This is a genomic window from Streptomyces sp. NPDC033229 (assembly GCF_055576875.1).
On record NZ_JBVIQR010000023.1, the window covers coordinates 106,991 to 129,687 of the forward strand.

General features: G+C 69.4%; 16 protein-coding genes and 1 pseudogene. 6 read left to right on the forward strand and 11 right to left on the reverse strand.

Annotated features, from left to right (window positions below):
- The first annotated feature begins 254 nt into the window (after positions 1–254).
- Positions 255–1,286: a fatty acid desaturase family protein gene (locus ACZ53N_RS21090; RefSeq protein WP_469142358.1), complete on the forward strand. Its 1,032-nt coding sequence runs from the start codon at positions 255–257 to the stop codon at positions 1,284–1,286.
- 124 nt (positions 1,287–1,410) lie between these two features.
- Here the strand turns inward: ACZ53N_RS21090 and ACZ53N_RS21095 are convergent, their stop codons facing one another.
- From ACZ53N_RS21095 to ACZ53N_RS21105, 3 genes and pseudogenes are all read right to left on the reverse strand, one after another.
- Complete coding sequence (locus tag ACZ53N_RS21095) at positions 1,411–1,647, reverse strand: hypothetical protein (protein WP_469142378.1); 237 nt, start codon at positions 1,645–1,647, stop codon at positions 1,411–1,413.
- Between the two features lie 213 nt (positions 1,648–1,860).
- Entirely contained in the window at positions 1,861–2,460 is a 600-nt protein-coding gene (locus ACZ53N_RS21100) for a class I SAM-dependent methyltransferase (RefSeq protein WP_469142359.1), read from the reverse strand.
- Positions 2,461–2,474: 14 nt separating this feature from the next.
- Positions 2,475–2,699, reverse strand: a pseudogene (locus ACZ53N_RS21105) (pyridoxamine 5'-phosphate oxidase family protein); the annotation flags it as partial.
- A 128-nt stretch (positions 2,700–2,827) separates the two neighbouring features.
- Here ACZ53N_RS21105 and ACZ53N_RS21110 point away from each other — a divergent pair.
- Positions 2,828–3,250: a roadblock/LC7 domain-containing protein gene (locus ACZ53N_RS21110; RefSeq protein ID WP_469142360.1), complete on the forward strand. Its 423-nt coding sequence runs from the start codon at positions 2,828–2,830 to the stop codon at positions 3,248–3,250.
- A 122-nt stretch (positions 3,251–3,372) separates the two neighbouring features.
- Positions 3,373–4,335 carry a DUF6397 family protein gene (locus ACZ53N_RS21115; RefSeq protein WP_469142361.1) on the forward strand — a complete coding sequence of 321 codons (963 nt, stop codon included), beginning with the start codon at positions 3,373–3,375 and terminating at the stop codon, positions 4,333–4,335.
- 36 nt (positions 4,336–4,371) lie between these two features.
- Here ACZ53N_RS21115 and ACZ53N_RS21120 read toward each other — a convergent pair whose 3' ends face one another.
- Together ACZ53N_RS21120 and ACZ53N_RS21125 are read right to left on the reverse strand one after the other, a co-directional pair.
- Positions 4,372–5,235 carry an acyl-CoA thioesterase gene (locus ACZ53N_RS21120; RefSeq protein WP_469142362.1) on the reverse strand — a complete coding sequence of 288 codons (864 nt, stop codon included), beginning with the start codon at positions 5,233–5,235 and terminating at the stop codon, positions 4,372–4,374.
- A gap of 52 nt (positions 5,236–5,287) precedes the next feature.
- On the reverse strand, positions 5,288–7,801 hold the full coding sequence (locus tag ACZ53N_RS21125) for a DEAD/DEAH box helicase (protein ID WP_469142363.1): 2,514 nt from the start codon (positions 7,799–7,801) through the stop codon (positions 5,288–5,290).
- Between the two features lie 142 nt (positions 7,802–7,943).
- Between ACZ53N_RS21125 and ACZ53N_RS21130 the strand changes: the two genes are divergently transcribed.
- Positions 7,944–8,735: a metal-dependent hydrolase gene (locus ACZ53N_RS21130; protein ID WP_469142364.1), complete on the forward strand. Its 792-nt coding sequence runs from the start codon at positions 7,944–7,946 to the stop codon at positions 8,733–8,735.
- Between the two features lie 71 nt (positions 8,736–8,806).
- Here the strand turns inward: ACZ53N_RS21130 and ACZ53N_RS21135 are convergent, their stop codons facing one another.
- Positions 8,807–10,588, reverse strand: coding sequence for an ABC transporter ATP-binding protein (locus tag ACZ53N_RS21135; RefSeq protein WP_469142365.1), 1,782 nt, complete (start codon positions 10,586–10,588; stop codon positions 8,807–8,809).
- Complete coding sequence (locus ACZ53N_RS21140; RefSeq protein WP_469142366.1) at positions 10,585–12,390, reverse strand: ABC transporter transmembrane domain-containing protein; 1,806 nt, start codon at positions 12,388–12,390, stop codon at positions 10,585–10,587. Before ACZ53N_RS21140 ends, ACZ53N_RS21135 begins: the two co-directional genes overlap by 4 nt.
- 146 nt (positions 12,391–12,536) lie before the next feature.
- Between ACZ53N_RS21140 and ACZ53N_RS21145 the strand changes: the two genes are divergently transcribed.
- Complete coding sequence (locus ACZ53N_RS21145) at positions 12,537–14,159, forward strand: peptide-N4-asparagine amidase (RefSeq protein ID WP_469142367.1); 1,623 nt, start codon at positions 12,537–12,539, stop codon at positions 14,157–14,159.
- A 100-nt stretch (positions 14,160–14,259) separates the two neighbouring features.
- On the opposite strand, the gene ACZ53N_RS21150 is transcribed toward ACZ53N_RS21145, so the two are convergent.
- Positions 14,260–14,700, reverse strand: coding sequence for a MarR family winged helix-turn-helix transcriptional regulator (locus tag ACZ53N_RS21150; protein ID WP_469142368.1), 441 nt, complete (start codon positions 14,698–14,700; stop codon positions 14,260–14,262).
- 110 nt (positions 14,701–14,810) lie between these two features.
- On the opposite strand from ACZ53N_RS21150, the gene ACZ53N_RS21155 reads away from it, so the two are divergent.
- Positions 14,811–16,607: an ABC transporter ATP-binding protein gene (locus ACZ53N_RS21155; RefSeq protein WP_469142369.1), complete on the forward strand. Its 1,797-nt coding sequence runs from the start codon at positions 14,811–14,813 to the stop codon at positions 16,605–16,607.
- A gap of 6 nt (positions 16,608–16,613) precedes the next feature.
- Here the strand turns inward: ACZ53N_RS21155 and ACZ53N_RS21160 are convergent, their stop codons facing one another.
- From ACZ53N_RS21160 to lacZ, 3 genes are all read right to left on the reverse strand, one after another.
- A complete protein-coding gene (locus tag ACZ53N_RS21160; protein WP_469142370.1) occupies positions 16,614–17,879 on the reverse strand; it encodes an SGNH/GDSL hydrolase family protein in 1,266 nt (421 codons plus the stop codon).
- A 45-nt stretch (positions 17,880–17,924) separates the two neighbouring features.
- Positions 17,925–19,181 (reverse strand): CaiB/BaiF CoA transferase family protein, encoded by a 1,257-nt coding sequence (locus tag ACZ53N_RS21165; RefSeq protein ID WP_469142371.1) that lies wholly within the window; start codon positions 19,179–19,181, stop codon positions 17,925–17,927.
- Positions 19,182–19,322: 141 nt separating this feature from the next.
- Complete coding sequence (gene lacZ / locus ACZ53N_RS21170; protein WP_469142372.1) at positions 19,323–22,436, reverse strand: beta-galactosidase, LacZ type; 3,114 nt, start codon at positions 22,434–22,436, stop codon at positions 19,323–19,325.
- Positions 22,437–22,697: the final 261 nt, after the last annotated feature.

Genomic DNA, 22,697 nt, shown 5'->3' on the forward strand with positions numbered 1-22,697 from the left:
CGAGGGTACAGGACGCGAACGGGCGATGAGGGCACCCGGCTTGTGATGCGCGTCATGCCGTCGGCCCGGGGGTGCACTCAACCCCCCTCTGCTGTTCGGGGGTTGTCCCCCGGCCGGTCAGGGTGGTGCCTCCATGGCCCTCACGGGCCCCCGGTCCGTACGTTTCCTGAGGTCGGTCAACAATCCCGCGGCCCGTCCGCGGCCGGCCGCTCGGCTTTCCGCCGGCCGTCCGTCGAAACTCTCCGGAGACCTCCATGCCTCAGGTCAGTGCCCTGCTCGCGGAACCCGCGGCGGGCAGCGATTTCGCCCCGCTCCTGCGCCGGATCCGCGCGGAGGGACTCCTCGAAAGACGGCGGGGCCGGTACGCGCTGACCATCGCCGCCAATGCGCTGGCCCTGGCCGCCACGGGCACCGGGATCGTCCTCACGGGCGACTCGTGGTGGACGTTGTTCCTGGCCGTGCCCATGGCGGTCTTCGGCGCCCGGACCGCCTTCGTGGGTCACGACAGCGGCCACTCCCAGATAGCGGGCACCCGGCGGACCCATCGCGTTCTCGGCCTCATCCATTCCGACCTGCTGCTCGGCATGAGTTACGCCTGGTGGAACGACAAACACCATCGTCACCACGCCAACCCCAACCACATCGACAAGGACCCGGACGTCGGCGTCGGCGCACTGGTCTGGACCCGGCGGCAGGCCGCGCAGCGCACAGGCTTCGCCCGCTGGCTCACTCGTCACCAGGCCCGGCTCTTCTTTCCGATGCTGCTTCTCGAAGGCATCAATCTGAAGGTTTCAAGCGTGCGGGACCTCAAACGGCAAGAGGCCGGAGAACGGCGAGTCGAAGCGACGCTCCTCATCCTGCATCTGGTGGGCTACCTGACACTGCTGCTGTCCTCCATGTCCTTCGGCAAGGCCCTCGCCTTCGCGCTCCTCCACCACGCCCTCTTCGGGCTCCACCTCGGCATGGTCTTCGCGCCCAACCACAAGGGCATGGAGATGCCGGACCCGCACGGAGAGCGGTGGGGACACCTGCGCCGTCAGGTCCTCACCTCACGCAATGTGCGCGGCGGCCCTCTGACCGACTGGTTCCTGGGCGGGTTGAACTACCAGATCGAGCATCATCTCTTTCCCAGCATGCCGCGCCCCCACCTCCGGCGCGCCCAGCCGATCGTCCGCGCGTACTGTCGAGCGGCCGGACTGTCGTACGCGGAAACCGGGCTCGTCGACTCCTACCGACAGGCGCTCGGCCACATGCACGACGTCGGTACTCCGCTGCGGACCGGGTGAAACAACGCGGCGGGTGGAACGGGACCCGCCGTTCGGCCGTCCGTCGAGCACCGAGGGGCCGACAGGTGATCACCGGCGCCGCCCGTGCGGAACCGGGCATGCGCCGGGGGAACGAGCCCGGATTTCAGGCGGCAGGCAACCCGAGAAGGGTCCGGGCCACGGTGCGCGGTGACTCATCGTGTTCACGAGCGAGCGCGATGACAGCCCGGCAGGCCAGTTCGTTCACCCCGAAGCTGAGGGCCTCCGGCGAAACCCAACGAGCCGCCTCCGCACCCCCGTCGAGATCGTTCTCGGCACATGCGGCCACATAAGTGGCCGCTGCCTCGAAGAGATTGCGCTGCCGATTCGGCGGCGGTGGCACAGGGGACGGCCGACGGACTTCTTCGAGGTGCTTGCGGAATTTATGGAACACGCGGATCACCTGCCCCGTGAGCGGCTTGTCCTGCGTCGTTCAAGTGTGCCCAGCCGAAGTGGAGTTGAACCTCCGGCGAATGCGGGGGAGAGCGCCCGGCGAAGCCGCTGAAACCGCGCCTCGCCGCATCCGCCGGAGTGCGCATGGCCGATTCGGCCCCGGTCAGCCCCGGCGGACGGCGAGCGCGAGGAAGCGGGTGTCCTCATCCGTGTAGGAGACGAGATCCCAGCCACCATCCGCCAGCAACGGGCGAAGACGGGGCTCCGCGCGTTGGTCCTCCGGCGTCAGCGCGCGGCCCTGGCGCGCCGCGAGCGCGGCGCGGCCGATGGGGTGGAAGAGCGCGAGCCGGCCGCCCGGCCGTACGACCCGGGCCAACTCCCGAAGGCCCTCCGTGGCATCGGCGAGATGAGCGATGAGCCCGGCCGCGAACACCGCGTCGACCGATCCGCCGCGTAGCGGCAGCCGGCCGGCGTCCGCGATCATCAGAAGGCCGTGGTGATGCCGACCGGCCCGGACGGCCGCGTTCAGCATCGCGGGGGTGAGGTCCGCGCCCAGCACCGCTCCACGCGGGCCGACGGCGGAACGCAGCGCCGACAGCGCCCGGCCCGTGCCGCACCCCGCGTCCAGCACCGTGTCGCCGTCGCGCAGGCCGAGGTCGGCGACAGCCGCGTCGTAGGCGGGCCCGTCCCCGGGGAACTTGGCGTCCCAGCCGTCGGCACGCGCTGTGAAGAATTCCCTCACCCGGGCCGGGTCGTTGCTCACGCGATGACTCCTTTTGGCCTGTCGTCGTCCACGCAGAGCGCCACGCGGCCGTCCCGGGCGAGGTTACGGCCCTTGACCGTGTTCTCTCCGGTATTGAAGGGGAGATCGTACCCGTCGAGCAGGAACCAAATGGGCGCGATGTGCGGACTGCCATCGGCGCGCACCGTGGAGAGTTTTCCGGTACGAGTGCCTTCGGAAAGGAAGGCCTGCCACTGTTCCTTGCTCATTTTTTGTGCCATGTCCTCATCTTGTGCCAACTGGCCAACAGGCGCGTGCCGACGGGGTGGGCGGGTTGCCGACGGGGCGCAGGTGAGCAAGGCTGGCACGGCAGTTACGGGGAAAACACGGAACGGGGAGGCGGGGCATTATGGCAATGGCCAAGGGACTCGACTGGCTGTTGGACGACCTGACCAAGCGGGTGGAGCAAATACGTCATGCGCTGGTGCTGTCCAATGACGGGCTGGTGACGGGCGCGAGTGCCGATCTCGAGCGAGAGGACGCGGAGCACCTGGCGGCGGTCGCGTCAGGGCTGCACAGCCTGGCGAGGGGGACAGGCCGTCACTTCCGGGCGGGCAAGGTCCGTCAGACGATGGTCGAGTTCGATGAAGGCGTGCTGTTCGTGACGGCCGCGGGTGAGGGGAGTTGTCTGTGCGTCCTCGGTGACGCCGATGCCGACATCGGCCAAGTCGCCTATGAGATGACTCTGCTCGTCAACCGTGTCGGTGAGCACCTCAGCGTCGCGTCGCGCCAGCAGGACGGCAGGGGCGAGGCCCCCGGCCGTATTCGCTGACGTGCGACGACGCCCACCCCTCCCCGAGTCCGGACCGGAGTTATCCACAGGGTCGACGCGATGTCGCACCCCGCCACTATCGTCGTCACTGTCAGTGATGGACCGGTGGCGGGGAGGATGTCATGGCAGTGGGACAGTGCGAGGTGCGGGGCGCTACCGAGGAGAGCGTCGCGTTCGGCAGGGCGGCACGGGAGCTTGAGCTCAAGCCGCGCGAGTTCGAGCTGGCGGTCCAGCTCGGGGAGGTACGGACGGTGGCGTCCGGTCCCGGTCGACGGCGGAGGGTCAGCAGGGCGGAGATCGAAGGCCACCGCGGCGCCGACGGATTCCCTGAGGTACTGCGCTCACGGCTGTGGGTGGTCGGCACCGCCGAGGGCGCCGAACTGATGGGGATCAGCCCGGCCCGCTTCGGACGGCTCGCCCGGGGCGGCTGTTTCGCACCCGTGCGCTTCTACGTCAACCGGTACCGAGCCGTCGTCTGGCACTACCTGGCCGCGGATCTCGTGGACTTCGCCGACCGTAACCCCGAGCTCCTGACCGGCCGTACGCCTTCCCTCTTGCGCACGGCGCTGGAGGAGCGCGAGGACCGTCGCGGGCGGTCCTGGCGTGCCCGCAGGCTCGATCAGTTGCTGGCCCAGACGGATGACCCGTGGGAGCGGGCGGCGGTCACCGCGTCCGTGCTCACCCCCGAAGACCTGGCCGCCGCCGTGCCGGACCAGACCGAGCGGGCTCATGTGACCGCGCTGCGCCCGTCTCTCGTCCCCGCGCGGTCGGACGCGATGGCCGCCCACGAGGTGATCGAATCCGTGATCCTGGCGGAGGACCCGGATGAGATCGAGTGGCACCGGCACCGCCTGACCGCCGCGTTGACACAGGCCCGCGCGGTCCGACCCGCTCCCGCCCCGGAACTACGGCCCGGGTCGATCCTGTCGCCCACGGTGCCCGTGACCGGCCCCGAAGCTGTGGCGGGTAAGGAACCTGCGGCGGAGGCGAACGCCGTGGCGGCCGCGGAAGCCGCGACCATGACCACGCACGCCGAACCGGCCCGACCACGCGGGCTCTGGGATTGGTTGCGCCGCCGTACATGACGTGCTCCGCGCGCCCGCGGATTCCCCGGTGGCGGCTCACGTGACCTTGCGGAACAACCCCTCCTGCATCACCGAAACGACGAGCCGGCCCTCACGGTCGAAGATCTGCCCCCGGGCCAGGCCCCTGGCACCCGTCGCGATCGGCGACTCCTGTTGGTAGAGGAACCACTCATCGGCGCGGAACGGGCGGTGGAACCACATGGCGTGGTCGAGTGAAGCCATATCGAAGCCGCGCGGTCCCCAAAGCGGCTCGACCGGGATGCGCACCGCGTCCAGCAGCGTCATGTCGCTGGCGTAGGTGACAGCGCAGTTGTGGACCAGAGGGTCGTCGCCGAGCGGCCCCACCGTCCGCATCCACACGGCGCTGCGCGGCTGCGCTTCCGCGAGCTCCCGCGCCGTCCAGCGCAGCCGGTCCACGTACCGGATGTCGAAGGCCATCCGCCGCTCCATGTGGCGCAGGGCGCTCGGCAGCTCCCCGAGGTGCTCGCGGATCTCGTCCGCGAGCCGAGGCAACTCCTCGGGACCGGGCACCCCCGGCATCGCCACCTGATGCTCGAAGCCCGGCTCGGACTGATGGAAGGAGGCGGTGAGGTTGAAGATCGTACGGCCCTGTTGGACGGCCACCACGCGCCGCGTGGTGAAGGAACGTCCGTCGCGCACCCGTTCCACCTGGTACACGATCGGCACGCCGGGCCGCCCCGGTCGCAGGAAGTACGCGTGGAGGGAGTGGACAGGGCGTTCACCGTCGGTGGTCCGGCCGGCCGCGACCAGCGCCTGTCCCGCCACCTGCCCGCCGAACACGCGTTGGAGCGACTCGTCCGGGCTCCGGCCCCGGAAGATGTTCAGGTCGATCTGCTCCAGGTCGAGCAGATCGACCAACCGGTCGGCGGGACTGGACATCGGTGCTCCTTCGCTGCTTCCGGGGCGCGCCACGCGGGCGGCGCCTCGGAGGCTACAGCTGACCGACCTCCATCACCCGCACCACCGCGCGGCCCTCCTCGTCCGAGGCCGCGAGATCCACCTCCGCGGAGATGCCCCAGTCGTGGTCGCCGTTGGGGTCGGCGAAGGTCTGACGGACGCGCCACAGCCCGTCCTCCGGCTTCTCCTCGATCCGCAGCAGCTTCGGGCCGCGCGCATCGGGACCGGTGCCCAGGTCCTCGTACTCGTCCCAGTAGGCGTCCATGGCCTCACCCCAGCGGTCCGCGTCCCAGCCGGCCTCGGCGTCCATCTCCCCCAGCTCGCCGACCTTGTCCAGAGCCGCCAGCTCCACGCGGCGGAACATCGCGTTGCGTACCAGCACCCGGAACGCGCGCGCGTTGGCGGTGACCGGCTTGACCTGGTCGGCGCGCTCCTGGGCCTCCTCGGCGGTCTCGGTCTCGGGGTTGGCCAGCTGTTCCCACTCGTCCAGCAGGCTGGAGTCGACCTGGCGCACCATCTCGCCGAGCCAGGCGATCAGATCCTCGAAGTCGTCGGACTTGAGGTCGTCCGGGACGGTGTGGTCCAGCGCCTTGTAGGCGCCGGCGAGGTAGCGCAGCACGATGCCCTCGGTCCGCGCCAGGTCGTAGAAGGAGGTGAATTCGGTGAACGTCATCGCGCGCTCGTACATGTCACGGATGACCGACTTCGGCGAGAGCGGGTGGTCCCCGACCCATGGGTGGCTCTTGCGGTAGACGTCGTAGGCGTGGGACAGCAGCTCTTCCAAGGGCTTGGGGTAGGTGACGTCCATGAGCCGCTCCATGCGGTCCTCGTACTCGACGCCGTCCGCCTTCATCGCGGCGACCGCTTCGCCGCGCGCCTTGTTCTGCTGCGCCGCCAGGATCTGCCGCGGGTCGTCCAGCGTCGATTCCACCACCGAGACCATGTCCAGTGCGTACGAGGGCGACTCCGGGTCGAGAAGCTCGAAGGAGGCGAGCGCGAAGGTCGACAGCGGCTGGTTGAGCGCGAAGTCCGACTGAAGATCCACCGTCAGACGTACGATCCGGCCCTCGGCGTCGGGCTTGTCGAGCTGTTCGACGACACCGCCGTCCAGCAGCGAACGGTAGATCGCGATGGCCCGGCGGATGTGCCGCAGCTGATTCCTGCGGGGCTCGTGGTTGTCCTCCAGCAGACGGCGCATCGCCTCGAAGGCGTTGCCGGGTCGTGCGATGACCGACAGGAGCATGGTGTGCGTGACCCGGAAACGCGAGGTGAGCTGCTCGGGCTCCGAGACGATCAGCTTGTCGAAGGTGTTCTCGCCCCAGTTGACGAAGCCCTCGGGAGCCTTCTTACGGACCACCTTGCGGCGCTTCTTCGGGTCGTCGCCGGCCTTGGCCAGGGCCTTCTCGTTCTCGACCACGTGCTCGGGAGCCTGCGCCACCACGAAACCGGCCGTGTCGAAGCCGGCCCGCCCGGCGCGCCCCGCGATCTGGTGGAATTCCCGGGCCCGCAGCGTCCGCACCCGCTGGCCGTCGTACTTGGTGAGCGCGGTGAACAGCACGGTGCGGATCGGCACATTGACCCCCACGCCGAGCGTGTCCGTACCGCAGATGACCTTCAGCAGCCCCGCCTGCGCCAGCCGCTCCACCAGCCGCCGGTACTTCGGCAGCATCCCCGCATGGTGCACGCCGATACCGTGGCGCACATAACGCGAGAGGTTCCGGCCGAATTTGGTGGTGAAGCGGAAATTGCCGATCAGCTTGGCGATCTCGTCCTTCTCCTCGCGCGAGCACATGTTGATGCTCATCAGCGCCTGAGCCCGCTCCACGGCCGCCGCCTGCGTGAAATGCACGATGTACACCGGTGCCTGCCGGGTCTGCAGCAGCTCGGTCAGCGTCTCGGTCAGCGGCGTCGTCCGGTACTCGTAGGACAGCGGCACCGGCCGGGTCGCGGACCGGACCACCGACGTGGGCCGACCCGTGCGCCGGGTCAGGTCCTCCTCGAACCGGGACACATCACCGAGCGTCGCCGACATCAGAACGAACTGCGCCTGCGGCAGCTCCAGCAGCGGGATCTGCCACGCCCAGCCCCGGTCCGGCTCCGCGTAGAAGTGGAACTCGTCCATGACGACCTGGCCGATGTCGGCGTCCTTGCCGTCCCGCAGCGCGATGGAGGCGAGCACCTCGGCCGTGCAGCAGATGACGGGCGCGTCGGCGTTGACCGAGGCGTCACCCGTGAGCATGCCGACGTTCTCCGTGCCGAACAGCTTGCACAGGTCGAAGAACTTCTCCGAGACGAGAGCCTTGATGGGTGCGGTGTAGAAGGTCACCTGGTCGTTGGCGAGCGCGGTGAAGTGCGCGCCGGCGGCGACGAGGCTCTTGCCCGAGCCGGTGGGCGTGGACAGGATCACATTCGCCCCGGAGACCACCTCGATCAGCGCCTCCTCCTGCGCGGGGTACAGCGAGATGCCCCGCTCCTCGGCCCAGGTCGAGAAAGCTTCGAAGAGGGCATCGGGATCGGCATTGCTCGGCATCTGATCGATAAGGGTCACGCCTCCATACTGCCTGGCCCCGGGCCGGATCAGGGAACCGGCCGGTCGAACGGTGATCATCCGGGCGCTACGCTGAGTGGCCGACCGGGCGTCAGAAACGCGAGACGTCGTCAATCAGAGGGCCAATTGAGGTGGAACGACCATGATGGGACCGGCGCACTCGCTTTCCGGAGCCGCCGCCTGGCTGGGAGTGGGCGCCGCGGTGGCCGGGGCCGGCCACCCGATGCCCTGGCCGGTGCTCGTCGCCGGTGCGCTGATCTGCGCGGGGGCGGCGCTCGCCCCCGACCTCGACCACAAATCCGCCACGATATCCCGTGCGTTCGGTCCGATCTCGCGCTGGCTCTGCGAGATCATCGACAAGCTCTCGCACACCGTCTACAAAGCCACCAGGACACAGAGCGACCCCCGTCGCAACGGCGGCCATCGCACCCTCACCCACACCTGGCTGTGGGCGGTGCTGATAGGGGTGGGCACCTCGGCGCTTGCCATGACCGGTGGCCGCTGGGCCGTGCTCGCCATCCTCTTCGTCCACCTGGTCCTCGCAGTCGAGGGGCTTCTGTGGCGGATGGCCCGGACCTCCAGCGACGTCCTGGTCTGGCTGCTCGGCGCGACCAGCGCGTGGATCCTCGCCGGTGTCCTCAACGAGCCGGGCAACGGCGCCGGCTGGCTCTTCACCGACCCGGGCCAGGAATACATGTGGCTCGGTCTGCCGATAATCCTCGGCGCGCTCGTGCACGACATCGGGGACGCGCTCACCGTCTCGGGCTGCCCGATCCTGTGGCCCATCCCCATAGGCCGCAAGCGCTGGTACCCGCTCGGACCGCCGAAGGCCATGCGTTTCCGGGCCGGCAGCTGGGTGGAGTTGAAGGTGCTCATGCCCGCCTTCATGGTGCTCGGCGGGTTCGGTGGGCTCGGCGCCCTGGGATACATCTGACCGTCCCGGGGCACCGGCCTTGGCGCGGCTCCCCGGCCGTGTGGCCGAGGAGCCGCTTGATCACCACGTGGCTACTGGTGCCAGGACCGCCACAGCGCCGCGTATGCGCCATCGGCCGCGACCAGCTCGTCGTGGCTGCCCAGCTCGCTGATCCGGCCGTCCTCCGTCACCGCGATCACATCCGCGTCGTGCGCGGTGTGCAGCCGGTGCGCGATGGCCACGACCGTTCGGCCTTCGAGCACCTTCGCCAGCGACCGCTCCAGGTGCCGGGCCGCGCGCGGGTCCAGCAGCGAAGTCGCCTCGTCCAGCACCAGGGTGTGCGGATCGGCGAGGACCAGCCGGGCCAGCGCGATCTGCTGTGCCTGGGCCGGAGTGAGCGTCGCACTGCCCGACCCGACCTCCGTGTCGAGCCCCTCCTCCAGCGCTCGCGCCCAGCCGTCGGCGTCCACCGCGCCCAGCGCCGCCCACAGCTCTTCGTCCTCGGCCGTCGTACGGGCCAGCAGCAGGTTGTCGCGCAACGAGCCCACGAAGACGTGGTGCTCCTGGTTGACCAGAGCCACATGCCCGCGCACCCGCTCGGTGGGCATCCGGGCCAGTTCGGCGCCACCGAGCGTCACCGCACCGGAGCGTGGCGCGTAGATCCCCGCCAGCAGCCGGCCCAGGGTCGACTTGCCCGCACCGGACGGCCCGACCAGCGCCACCCGGGAGCCGGGCGGGACATCGAGGGACACGCCGTGCAGGACATCCCTGCCCGCCGAGTAGCCGAAGCGCACCTCGTCCGCCTTGACGTCCCGGCCCACCGGGCTCACCCGTTCGTCCGTGTCCTCCGGCTCGATCTCCCGGACCCCCACCAGCCGCGCCAGCGACACCTGGGCGACCTGCAGCTCGTCGTACCAGCGCAGAATCAACCCGACCGGATCGATGAGCATCTGGGCGAAGAGCGCTCCCGTTGTCAGCTGGCCGACCGAGATCCAGCCCTCCAGGACGAAGACGCCACCGATGATCAGCACCGAGCCGAACAGCAGGGCATGCGTCACATTGATCACCGGAAAGAGGACCGAGCGCAGCCACAGGGTGTAGCGCTCCCATTGCGTCCACTCGGAAATCCGCTGGTCGGAGAGAGCGACCCGGCGCTGCCCGAGCCGATGGGCCTCGATGGTCCGCCCCGCGTCCACGGTTTCCGCGAGGGACGCCGCGACCGCGGCGTACCCTGCGGCCTCGGAGCGGTAGGCGGCGGGTGCCCGCCGGAAGTACCAGCGGCAGCCGACGAGCAGCAACGGGAGCGCGACCAGCACACACAGCGCCAGCGGCGGAGCCGTCAAGGTCAGCGCGCCCAACAGCAACGCGACCCATACGAAGCCCACCGCCAGCTGGGGCACCGCCTCGCGCATGGCGTTGGCGAGCCGGTCGATGTCGGTGGTGATCCGCGACAGCAGGTCCCCGGTCCCCGCCCGCTCCAGCACACTCGGCGGCAGTGCCACCGACCGCACGAGGAAGTCCTCGCGCAGATCCGCCAGCATCCGCTCGCCCAGTACCGCCCCGCGCAACCGCACCATGCGCACGAACAGCGTCTGTACGGCCAGCGCGACCGCGAAGAGCGAGATGACGCGGCCCAAATGGAGATCGTCCTTGCCCGACGAGAGGTCCTCCACCAGCCCGCCCAACAGGTACGGTCCGACCATGGAGGCGATCACGGCGATCGCGTTGACCGACACCAGCAGGACGAACGCCTTCCGATGCCTGCGCAGCAGGCCGCTTACGTACGCCCGCACCGTCGCGGGCCTGCCGACCGGCAGAGTCGTCGCCGACTCCGGTGCTGCCGGGTCGTGCGCCGGTGGCGCCACGCCGATCATGCCGACTCCTCGATGTGCTCGGTCTTCTTCAGCTCTGCGAGCTCCGTGCCCAGCTCTTCGTCCGGCTCACGGCTGACGACGGCGCGGTACGCGGAGTCGTCCCGCAGCAGTGCGCGGTGCGTGCCCACCGCGGCGGCCCGGCCGTCGCGGACGAACACCACGCGGTCGGCCCGGTCGAGCAGCAGCGGGCTGGAGGAGAACACCACCGTGGTCCGCCCCTCCCGCAAGCTCCGCACTCCTTCCGCGATGCGTGCCTCCGTATGCGAGTCGACCGCCGAGGTCGGCTCGTCCAGCACCAGCACCTCGGGGTCGGTCACCAGCGACCTGGCCAACGCCAACCGCTGCCGCTGCCCGCCGGACAGCGAGCGGCCCCGCTCGGTGATCCGCGTCCGCATCGGGTCGCCGGAGTCGTCCACCGAGGCCTGGGCGAGGGCGGCCAGCACGTCCTCGCACTGCGCGGCGGCCAGCGCCGCGTCGGCGTCGACCGCCCCCGAGGACGGCACGTCCAGCAACTCCGCGAGGGTCCCGGACATCAGCACGGGGTCCTTGTCCTGGACGAGAACCGCGGCACGGGCCTCGTCCAGCGGCACCTCGTTCAGCGCCACCCCGCCGAGCAACGCCGACGGCACCCCCTCCACGCCCTCCGCAGCGTGTCCGCCCAGCCGGTCGGCGAGCCGTCCGGCGACGTCCGGATCGCCGCACACCACCGTGGTCAACAGACCGGCGGGAGCGAGAAGGCCGCTCTCGGGGTCGTACAGATCGCCGCTGAGCAGCACGCCCCGAGCCCCGTCGTCCGTCGAGGAATCGGTGCGCCGCAGGGCAAGGACCCGGGCGGCGCGCTGCGCGGACGGCCGCGAGAAGGAGTACGCCATGGCGATCTCCTCGAACTGTCGCAGCGGGAACAGCAGGAACGTCACGACGCCGTAGACCGTCACCAACTCGCCGACACCGATCCGGCCGTCCTGGGCCAGCCCGACCCCGTACCAGACCACCGCGATCAGCAGCAGCCCCGGCAGGGCCACCTGCACCGCCGCGATCAGCGCCCACATCCGGGCGCTGCGCACCGCCGCCTTGCGTACCTCTTGCGAGGCACGGCGGTAGCGGTTGAGGAACAGCTCCTCGCCGCCGATACCGCGCAGCACCCGCAAGCCCGCCACCGTGTCCGACGCCAGCTCGGTGGCCCGGCCCGCCTTCTCACGCTGCTCGTCGGCCCGCTTCGTCGCGTGCGGCAGCAGAGGCAGAACCGCCAGCGTCAGCACGGGCACACCGATCGCGATCACGACGCCGAGTGCGGGCTGGTAGATCACCAGAGCCACGCACACCGCGAGCGTCGTGACCGCCGCGGAGGCGAAGCGCGACAGGGCCTCCACAAACCAGCCGATCTTCTCGACATCGCCCGTCGATACGGCGACGACCTCGCCGGCCGCGACGCGCCGGGTCAGCGCCGACCCCAACTCGGCTGTCCTACGGGCCAGAAGCTGCTGCACTCGTGCGGCGGCCGTGATCCAGTTGGTCACCGCCGTGCGGTGCAGCATGGTGTCGCCCAGCGCGGTGAGTGCCCCGAGCAGCGCCATCAGACCGCCGGCCATCGCCAGACGGGCGCCGGACCGGTCGACGACGGCCTGCACCGCGAAGCCCACGGCCACGGGGAACACGGCCACCGCCGCCATGTGCAGAACGCCCCACAGCATGGCCTTCACTTGGCCGGACAGTTGATTCCGCCCGAGCCAGAGGAGGAAACGCGGACCTGATCGGACATCAGGGCTGCCGGGATCGGTATACGGAAGGTCGCGAATCTGCATGACGTCCCAGGGTCGGGGTGGCGTGCGGGAGAAGTGAAAGGTTCGCGTTCCAGGAGTGCTGAATTCAACTGGTTTTTCGCGCAGTCGACGGATCAGGCCAATCAGGCTCTGGCGCGCCGCGGTACGACGCGCTTCACTCCTGCCGCATGAGACCGAGACGACTGCTTCTCGCGCTGTGCGCCGCGGCCGTCGGCCTGACGTTGGGCGTGAGCCCCGCCGCGGCCGCGGAACCGCCCCCAGAGTTCGGCACCGACTGGCACGACCCGGTCACCGCCACGCCCCCCGTGGCCACCCCGGACACCACCTCGTGCAAAGTGACCGTCGCCCAGACCGAGTTCCGCGACTACACGCCCTACAAGAGCACCTACACGCCACCCAAAGGATGTGGCGACCGCTGGAACAAGGTCGTCCTGCGACTCGAAGGATCCGTCGCCGGACGGCAGTACGACCGCCTGGGCTACCTCCGAATAGGCGGTGTGGAGGTCCTGCGCACCTCCACGCCGGAACCCTCACCCGAGGGCATCGCCTGGAACATGGAAAAGGATGTCACCCGCTACGCGGCGACCCTCCGCTCCGATCAGCCTGTCGAGATGCTCATCGGCAACCTCGTGAACGACACCTACACCGGGGTCATCAAGGTCAAGGTGACTCTGACCTTCTACGCGGCCGAGGGCCGGGTGAGGCCGGCCGACACCCCGGACAAGGTCCTGACCCTGGACGGGGCGCGCACCGAGGGCGGCGTCCACGAAGGGCGTCTGACCACACCGCTCAACAGCGAGCGCATCGTGGCCGAGGTGTACGCCACGGGCTCCGGCGGAGGCTGTGAGGAGTTCTGGTACCTCACCGTTCCGGACGCGGCTCCCTATTCGTGCAAGGCCAAGGACGGTCCGTACCGGGAGGTGCGGGTCTCGGTGGACGGCCGGCTCGCCGGGATCGCCGCGCCCTTCCCGACCGTGTGGACCGGCGGCTGGTCCAACCCCTTCCTCTGGTACGTGATTCCCGGACCGCGCGCCTTCGACGTCCGGCCTGTGGAGTACGACCTCACGCCCTTCACCGGCCTGCTGAACGACGGCAGGCCGCACCGTGTCGCCATCTCGGTCGCCGGGGTACCCGAGGGGCAGAGCGGCTGGAGCACCCCCACCAACATCCTGGTCTGGCAGGACGCGAAAGCCACCCGCGTCACGGGCGCGCTCACCGCGCACAAGGCGGGGGACCTCGCCGACACCACGGAATACAAGCCGGGCGCGGAGCACCGTTTGACTTCCGAGGGCGGGCATTCCCTTACGGTCGCGGGCTACGTGGACACCTCGCACGGCCGGGTCACGACGACCGTCGCCCGGAAGGTCGCCGGTACCTCCGTCCACCGCTGGACCGACGGTGAGTCGACGGACGCGCTGCGGGCCCGTTGGAGCGACGACGAAACGGTGACGGTCGACGGTCGCGGCCCCGCGATCACGACCAGGGCCCAGCGCGCGTACAGCATGGACGGGGAGATCAGCGTCGGCACGGGGGACCGGCTGCGCACAGTGATGACCATGGGCGACCGGGCGGACACGGTCACGCTGCGTGGTCGGCAACGCGTGGGATGGTCGCGGCTGGATGACACCTACACGGGTGACGCGGCCTACAACCAGAACGTGCCGCGCGACCAGCGGCACGCGACGGGCGTTTCGCGTGAGCGCTACCGCTTGTACGGCCCGGGGGTCTGCTACGACCGCACCCTGGCCACGGCGCAGGGGGACCTGACGGAGGACCGGCAGGGCTGCTGACCGCCCGGCGGGGCGGGTTCGTGGGGCCGGAGCGCCCCCGCGGGCCCGCCCCTACGTGTTTGCCGGGCGATGTGCCCTCGCGCTCCTGCTGGCCGGTGTGTCAGCAGCCGCGCTCCGGGCCCGCCATGAGTTCGTCCAGCAGATTACCGAGCACCACGCGCTGTTCGGTGCTCAGCGGGGCGAGTATGTCCTCCACGGCTGTCCGCCGCGCCTCACGCAGCGCGCGCAGGGTCGACCGGCCCTGGTCGGTGATCTCGATCCGGATGACCCGGCGATTGGAGAGGTCAGGCACCCGGCGCACCGCGCCGTTGGCCTCCAGAGCGTCGACCAGCGTGGTGACCGCCCGGGGCACGACCTCGAGGCGCTGGGCAAGATCCGCCATGCGCGGTGGTTCCTCGTAGTGCGAGACGGTGCGGAGCAGCCGCGACTGGGCGGGCGTGATGCCGACCGGGTCGAGGTAACGCTTCTGCGCGCGGTGGAGCCGACGAGTGAGGCGCAGCAGCTGCTCGGCGAGCTGCCCGGACGTATCGGGAGCGGTCATGATCAACAGAATACCAGGACTTAGTACATTGTGAGCATAGGTAACAGTGAGCTATGCTCGGTGAACGGTGTTGGATCCACCTCGCTGCCCCGACCCCTCTGAAGGAGCCCATGCGTCACGACGAACCGGACTGGACGCCCCCGCCCGCAGACCCGGAGCAACCCGCGCAGCTGCGCCGTATCCTCCGTCTCTTCCGCCCCTATCGCGGTCGACTCGCCCTCGTCGGGCTGCTCGTCGCCGCCTCCTCGCTCGTCTCGGTGGCCTCGCCGTTCTTGCTGCGAGAGGTCCTCGACGTCGCCATTCCGGACGGCCGTACCGGCTTGCTGAGCCTGCTGGCTCTCGGCATGATCGTCGCAGCGGTCGTCAACAGCGTCTTCGGCGTTCTGCAGACCCTCCTCTCCACCACGGTCGGTCAGCGCGTCATGCACGATCTGCGGACCGCGGTCTACGGTCGGCTGCAGAGCATGCCGCTGGCCTTCTTCACCAGGACCCGCACCGGCGAGGTGCAGTCCCGCATCGCCAATGACATCGGTGGCATGCAGGCGACCGTCACGTCCACCGCCACCTCCCTGGTCTCCAACCTCACCAGCGTGGTTGCCACAGTCGTGGCGATGCTCGCCCTGGACTGGCGCCTGACCGTCGTCTCGCTCCTTCTCCTGCCGGTGTTCGTATGGATCAGCCGCCGCGTCGGCAGCGAGCGCAAGAAGATCACCTCCCAGCGTCAGAAACAGATGGCGGCCATGGCTGCCATGGTCACGGAATCGCTGTCCGTCAGCGGGATCCTTCTCGGCCGCACGATGGGCCGTGCCGACTCCCTGACCAAGGCCTTCGAGACAGAGTCGGAGCGGTTGGTCGGGCTCGAAGTGCGGGCGAACATGGCTGGGCGGTGGAAGATGTCCGTCATCGGCATCGTCATGGCCGCCATGCCCGCCGTCCTCTACTGGGCCGCCGGAATGGCCCTGCGGGCGGACGGGACCGACATCTCGATCGGTACGCTCGTCGCCTTCGTCTCCCTCCAGCAGGGCCTGTTCCGGCCCACGGTCGGCCTGCTGTCCACCGGTGTGCAGATGCAGGCCTCCCTGGCCCTCTTCCACCGCATCTTCGAGTACCTCGATCTGCCCGTGGACATCGCCGAGCCCGAGAAACCGGTGCGGCTGGACAAGATCCGTGGCGAGATCCGCTTCGACTCCGTCTCCTTCGCCTACGACCCCTCGACGGAGACGCTCTCGGGCATCGACCTCTCCATTCCGGCCGGAAGCAGCCTGGCCGTCGTGGGACCGACCGGCTCGGGCAAGAGCACGCTCAGCTATCTCGTCCCCCGGCTCTACGACGTCACCGGCGGCCGGGTGCTGATCGACGGGGTCGATGTCCGGGACCTCGACTTCGACACCCTCGCCCGTGCGGTCGGAGTGGTCTCGCAGGAGACCTATCTCTTCCATGCTTCCGTCGCCGACAATCTCCGCTTCGCCAAGCCCGATGCGACGGACGACGAGATCCGGGCCGCCGCGCGGGCGGCGCAGATCCACGACCACATCGCCTCCCTGCCCGATGGCTACGACACTCTCGTGGGAGAGCGCGGCTATCGCTTTTCCGGCGGTGAGAAGCAGCGTCTGGCGATAGCCCGGACCATCCTGCGCGACCCGCCCGTCCTCGTCCTGGACGAGGCGACCAGCGCGCTGGACACCCGTACCGAGTACGCCGTGCAGAAGGCCATCGACGCCTTGTCCGAGGGGCGGACGACGATCACCATCGCGCACCGACTCTCCACGATCCGTGATGCCGACCAGATCGTCGTCCTCGACGGCGGTCGTATCGCCGAGCGCGGCACCCACCAGGAACTCCTCGCGGGTGCGGGCCCCTACGCCGCGCTGGTCCGTCGCGACACACGGCTCACGGCGAGGGTCTGATCCCCGTCAGAGGGCATCGAGGTCGATGGCCTCGGCCATGATCCGGTAGCCGGCGTCGTTGGGGTGCTTGCGGTCACCACTGTCGTATGCCGGGTGAAGTACCTGGGGGTCGTCGGGCGAGGCCAGAGCCCGGTCGAAGTCGGCGACCCCGTCGTACTCACCGGAGGTGCGGATCCAGTCGTTGAGCGCGACGCGCTTCGCCTCGGCCGACGGAGTGTGGTACTCCGACCCCTTGAACGGCAGGATGGTCGCGCCGATGACCTTGACGCCACGGCTGTGAGCCCGCTCGATCAATTCCCGGTATCCGGCTGTCAACTCCGCCACCGTCACCTTCGGGTTGGGCTTGTACGTCGGCAGGTCCACCTCGCTGAAGCCGATGTCGTTGAGTCCTGCGAACACCACCACGGAGCGGACACCGGGCTTGTCGAGAACATCGCGTTCGAACCGGTCCACGGCCCGGTCGCCGTACCAGGCGGAGTCGTTGAGCATCAGGTTTCCACCGATCCCCGCGTTGACGACGGCCAGCGGCCGGCCCTCGGCGGCGAGGCGCTCAGCGAGCGCGTCGGGGTAGCGGCGGTTCGCCTCCACGGTGGACCCGTAGCCGTCCGTGATGGAGTCCCCGAAAGCCACCACCGCCTCGAAGGGGGTGGGGTTCCCCGACAGTTCGACGTCGGAGAGGTAGTACCAGGAATGGGTGACCTCGTCGAAACCCTCACCGTCGACGTCGGCCGTGCGGTCGCCCGTGGCGCGGTAGCTGTTGGCATACGCCTGCGAGTGGAACGTCGAGGGCCCGGTGGGCTCTTCGAAGTACAGGGTCACGGTCACCGAGTCGAACGGTTCCACCAGCAGTCCCGTCGCGTCGCCGACAGTCTCACCACCGACGGGGATCGTCACCGATGAAGCTCCGTCGAACGACAACTCCCGCATGGTGCCGGGGCGGGTGGCCGCGCCCTCGTCGGTCAGCGCGAGAGTCGCGGCACTGACGGTCAGCGGCTCGGTGCCGAAACGGTTCGACAGCCGGATGCGGGCCGCCGTGCCCCTTCCGGTGACGCGGACGATCTGGCGCACGGACTGCCGAGTGAACCCGGTCTCCGCCCAGTTCTCCTCGAAGCCGCTGCTCGGCCGCTGTACCGGTGCCGACCAACCGGCCGACCACAGGGTCGCCGTGTCCGCCCGGCTCTGGGACCGGCCCGGAGCCCGGCCGTGGGCCTCGCCGAGCGCCGAGGTCGTGATGTCGTGCTCCTGGACGGAGTGCTGTCCCTGAACGGTCATGATCAAGCCTTCCTCGCGTGATGTGCGGTGCTGAGGAAGAGCCTGCTACTCGAAGATCGCCCCACCCAGCCCTCTCCGCTTGGTACGCACCCGGTGCGTACCACTGGCAGGGTCACCTTCGGCATTCGACGGCGCGCGTCGCTCGTGCGGGCCGGCCTCCGAAGTCGTCGAGAACTCGGCCCGGATCGCGGCCGTATGCTCCCCGACGGCGGGCACCGGGCCCATGGCTGCTTCCCTGCCCCGTACCTCGACGGGCGGCAACAATCCGCGCAGCGGCCCCGTCGGCGAGCCGAAGTCACGCCAGCGCTCTCGTGCCGTCAACTGCGGATGGTCGGCGAACTCCCCGACGGTACGCAGGCGGGCGTTGGCGATGCCGGCGCCGTCGAGGAGCGCGAGGAGGCCGTCCGCCGTATGGCGGACGAAGACCGCCTCCATGACGGCCGTCAGTTCGTCGTCGTGTGACCGGCGCAGCGGATTGTCGGCGAAACGCGGGTCACGGATGAGCTCGGGCTGCCGCAGCACCTGTGAACAGAGGGCCACCCACTCGCGGTCGTTCTGCACGCTCAGGAACACGCGTGCGCCGTCGCCACACACGTAGTGCCCGTACGGGGAGATGGACGGGTGCCGGGCTCCGCTGCGGGTGATGGGCGCGCCTCCGTACGCCTGGGCGAAGTAGGGGTGACCCATCCACTCGGCGAGCGCGTCGAAGAGGGAGACGGACAGGGCCGAGCCCTGGCCTGTGCGTTCGCGTTCGTACAGCGCGGTCAGTATGCCCGTGTAGGCGTACATCCCACCGGCGATGTCCGCGATGGAGATGCCCGGACGGGCCGGGGCGTCGGGGCTGCCGGTGATCGACAGCAGTCCGGCCTCGCACTGAACCAGGAGGTCGTAGGCTTTCTTGTCGCGATAGGGGCCTTCGGGGCCGTATCCGGAGACATCGCAGGTGATCAAGCGCGGATCGCGGGCGCGCAGCGTCTCTGCACCGAGGCCCAGCCGGTCGGCCGCGCCGGGGCCGAGGTTCTGGATGAAGACGTCGGCGCGGGCCAGGAGCCGGTCGATCAGTGAGCGGTCCGTGGGGTCCTTGAGGTCGAGGGCTACGCTCTCCTTGCCGCGATTGATCCAGACGAAGTAGGCGGAGAGCCCTTTGACGCTCCGGTCGTACCCGCGGGCGAAGTCGCCCCGGCCCGGTCGTTCGATCTTGATCACGCGCGCGCCGAGGTCCGCGAGCTGACGCGTGGCGAAAGGCGCGGCGACGGCCTGCTCGAGGGCGACGACGGTGATGCCGTGCAGGGGCAGTTCCATCACTCCTCCTCTATCGGCGTGATCATATGACCGGGCCTGTGGACAGTTCACCACCCGCTGGTCCCGGGCCTTCTACTCTGGCGGTCATGGGATCAAAGAGACCACCGCCCAAGGGTCGTTGACGGAAAGTCCCGGCCGAAGCTATCGGGCCGGCCGTAGCCAGTAGGTGTAGCTGTATTCGCGGTCGGCGTGCAGCAGGTACCGCTCCAACGGCCGAGCCCCCCAGGAGTCGTTGCCGCCCACGCCCATCTGGCGGTGGTTGACGCTCAGGATCGTGTCGTCGCGCCACCTCATCTCATGCGGGTGTCGTGGACCTTCGAGGTCGAAAGGCGTGCAATGAAGAGCACTGATTTCCAAAAGGTTCCCGCCTTCCTCGGGTTCGGTCAGCACGGACAGGCCCGTCCCGTCCTGGGCGGTCAGCGAGGCGCTGCGCACATCCGTGACGTTGCCGAAGGCCTGAGGTCGCGCATACGGCACTACCGGCGTATCCGTCGAGCGGCTGTAGCGGCCTACGAACGCGCTGTCTCGGCGGTCCTGATAGTTCTCGTGCGGGCCGCGCCCGTACCACCCGAGCGTCCCGAAGCGGCCCGGCACGGTCAGCAGCGCGCCCACCACCGGCAGATGTGGGAGCCCTGGGCCCGGCGTGAGAGTGTGCTGGACGCGTACCTCGCCGTCACCGAGCACGGTGAAGACGGTCGTCCACCGGGAGGCGGCAGGCGCGGTGGGCAGGGTGGCGACGACGGTGAGGACCACCTCTGTGGGTGCGGGCTGCTCGACGTCGATCGAGGTGACCGTGCGCCTCGCCCCCGCGTCGCGCCACGTACGGGACGAGACCTGGGCGCCCCAGCCGATGTCGTTGTCGGTCGGCGCGCGCCAGAAGTTCGGGACCGGCCCCTCGATGAGCAGGGTCCGGCCGCGGGACCGATAGGTGCTGAGGGTACCCGCTGCCGCGTCCAGGACGAGTTCGAGATCGGGCCCCGTGACGGTCACCGCACGGGAGGTCCGGGCGACCCGGAGGGCGGGCAGTTCGGCCACATCGCGCCCGGTGGGTGCAGGGGAACGCCACGGCAGAGCCAGTTGCTCCGCGGCGACGATGTGACCGGCTTCGGCCCAACATGTCGCCTCGCGGAGGGCGAAGGAGACGTTGAGCCAGTACTCCGCGCCGGGCTCCGGTTTCTCGGGCCGCTCCCACGGCAGCCGGACGGTCGTCGACTCGCCCGCTCCGGCCCTGGGAGCAGCGAGCGTGCCGTGCTGGACGGGCTCACCGTCGCGGGTGACCTCCCACCGCAGGTCGTACGCCTCAAGCCCCGTGAACAGCTGGAGATTGGTTACCTTCACCGTCCCGGCAGCCAGGTCCGCGGCCGAGATCCGCACCGCCTGGTAGACCTTCTTCACCTCGTGCAGAGCCGGATGCGGGGCACGGTCCGCGGCGACGAAACCGTTACAGCTGAAGTTGCCGTCGTCGGGGTGGCCCGGATGCCAGTCGCCGCCGAAGGAAAGGTATGTGCGGCCGGGCTCTCCCGGCACCGGAAGACGCATCGCCTGGTCGGCGAAGTCCCAGATGAATCCGCCGTGCAGATTCGGGTGGGAGTCGATGACGTCCCAGTACTCCCGGAGATTTCCCGTGCTGTTGCCCATGGAGTGCGCGTACTCGCAGAGGATGTACGGCTTGGGGTTCTCGGACTTCCCGTACGCCTCGACGGCCGTCGGGTCGGCGTACATGCGCGACTCGACATCGGCGACCGCGTTCATGCCCTCGTAGTGCACGGGCCGGGACGGGTCGCGCTCGTGCACCCAGTCCGCCATGACCTGGAAGTTTTCGCCTTGGCCGGCCTCGTTGCCCAGCGACCAGGCCACGACGCACGGATGGTTCTTGTCGCGCTCCACCATGCTGCGGAGCCGGTCGACACAGGCGTCGGTCCACTCGGGGAGGCTCGCGGGCAGCACGTCGCGCAGATCGTGCGTCTCCAGGTTGGCCTCGTCGATCACATACAGGCCGTACTCGTCGCACAGTTCCAGCCAGCGCGGATGGTTGGGATAGTGCGAGGTACGGACAGCGTTGATGTTGTGCTGCTTCATGATGCGGATGTCCTCGACCATCCGCTGTTCGGGGACCGCTTGGCCGTGGTCGGGGTCCCACTCATGGCGGTTGACCCCGCGGAAGACGAGGGGCCTGCCATTGACCGTCAGCTCACCGGGACCGTAGCCAAGGGAGCGGAAGCCGACGCGGACGCGCCGGATGTCGATGGTGTCACCCTGCGCGTCGGTCAGCTCCAGGGTCAGGACATACAGGGAGGGTTGTTCGGCCGACCACAGCGAGGGCCGGGTGACCCGGGCACTCAGCTCGACGGCCGCCTCATCGGACTCGTCGAAGCGGGCGGGTACGGACCGGGACAGTACGGCAAAGCCCCCGGCGTCGTGCAGGGTGGCCCGGACTCGGTGGTCGTCGGGGTGCAGCTCGGGACCCGTGGACCGCAGTGTCGCGGAGACCTTGAGGTCCGCGTCTCGGACGTCGTGGTCCAGCTCGGTACGGACGAACAGGTCGTGCACGTGCACGCGGGGGACGGAGTAGAGATACACGTCCCGGAAGATGCCGGACACGTCGATCATGTCCTGGTCCTCCAGCCAACTCCCGTTGCACCAGCGGTGGACCTCGACGGCCAGGGTGTTCTCTCCTGGGCGCAGACAGGGGCTCACGTCGAATTCGGCGGGCGTGTAGCTGTCCTCGCTGTAGCCGACCCGCCGGCCGTTGACCCAGACGAAGAACGCGGATTTGACGCCCTGGAAGGAGATCACGACGCGGCGCCCGGCCCAGTCGAGCGGAACGGTGAAGGTACGGCGGTAGGAGCCGAGAGGGTTGAAGCCGGTGGGCACGCGCGGGGGAGTGGGCTGCTCATAGCCGACCCACGGGTACCGGACGTTGAGGTAGACCGGTTCCGGATAGCCCTGCATCTCCCAGTTGCCGGGCACGGTGATGTGGTCCCAGCCGCTGTCGTCGAAGTCGTCCTCGGCGATCCCCGTCGGGCACTCGGCGGGGTTCGGGGACCAGTGGAATCGCCAGACGCCGTTGAGCGATCGGTAGTACGGCGAGTCGGCGGAGTCGCCGGCGAGGGCGGAACGGAGATCGGCGAAGGGGATGAGACGGGCACGGGCGGGCTCCCGATTCACCTGGAAGGTCTCGGGGCCGGTCTGCCATTCCTCACCCGTGATGGCCGGGAGGGGGCAGTTCGAGGAGTTCGATCGTCGTGCGCGCATACGTCAGCTCCAGGGAGGGACGTCGGGAGAAGAGGACGCGGGGACGGGACACGGCAGCGACATACGGGGGAAATCCGCCGAAGAGCACGAAGGGCCAGGATCGGACAGGACGCCCGCGCCCCACAAGGCCCGTGCCCGCCGCGGCTCACATCGACCGGGGATCCCGCTCGGACTCAATCGGTCGTCGCAACACCGGCTTCTTTAGTTGAGGATAGGTGTTCGTTGAGGGCTTCGGCGGGTGTCTTCCATCCGAGGGTTTTG

Bases quoted from the DNA above. Each gene is read 5' to 3' on its own strand.
- ACZ53N_RS21150 (WP_469142368.1), bottom strand. From the start codon at position 14,700: ATGACCGCTCCCGATACGTCCGGGCAGCTCGCCGAGCAGCTGCTGCGC.
- ACZ53N_RS21110 (WP_469142360.1), top strand. From the start codon at position 2,828: ATGGCAATGGCCAAGGGACTCGACTGGCTGTTGGACGACCTGACCAAG.
- ACZ53N_RS21155 (WP_469142369.1), top strand. From the start codon at position 14,811: ATGCGTCACGACGAACCGGACTGGACGCCCCCGCCCGCAGACCCGGAG.
- ACZ53N_RS21160 (WP_469142370.1), bottom strand. From the start codon at position 17,879: ATGACCGTTCAGGGACAGCACTCCGTCCAGGAGCACGACATCACGACC.
- ACZ53N_RS21145 (WP_469142367.1), top strand. From the start codon at position 12,537: ATGAGACCGAGACGACTGCTTCTCGCGCTGTGCGCCGCGGCCGTCGGC.
- ACZ53N_RS21120 (WP_469142362.1), bottom strand. From the start codon at position 5,235: ATGTCCAGTCCCGCCGACCGGTTGGTCGATCTGCTCGACCTGGAGCAG.
- ACZ53N_RS21130 (WP_469142364.1), top strand. From the start codon at position 7,944: ATGATGGGACCGGCGCACTCGCTTTCCGGAGCCGCCGCCTGGCTGGGA.
- ACZ53N_RS21165 (WP_469142371.1), bottom strand. From the start codon at position 19,181: ATGGAACTGCCCCTGCACGGCATCACCGTCGTCGCCCTCGAGCAGGCC.
- lacZ (WP_469142372.1), bottom strand. From the start codon at position 22,436: ATGCGCGCACGACGATCGAACTCCTCGAACTGCCCCCTCCCGGCCATC.
- ACZ53N_RS21140 (WP_469142366.1), bottom strand. From the start codon at position 12,390: ATGCAGATTCGCGACCTTCCGTATACCGATCCCGGCAGCCCTGATGTC.
- ACZ53N_RS21115 (WP_469142361.1), top strand. From the start codon at position 3,373: ATGGCAGTGGGACAGTGCGAGGTGCGGGGCGCTACCGAGGAGAGCGTC.
- ACZ53N_RS21135 (WP_469142365.1), bottom strand. From the start codon at position 10,588: ATGATCGGCGTGGCGCCACCGGCGCACGACCCGGCAGCACCGGAGTCG.
- ACZ53N_RS21090 (WP_469142358.1), top strand. From the start codon at position 255: ATGCCTCAGGTCAGTGCCCTGCTCGCGGAACCCGCGGCGGGCAGCGAT.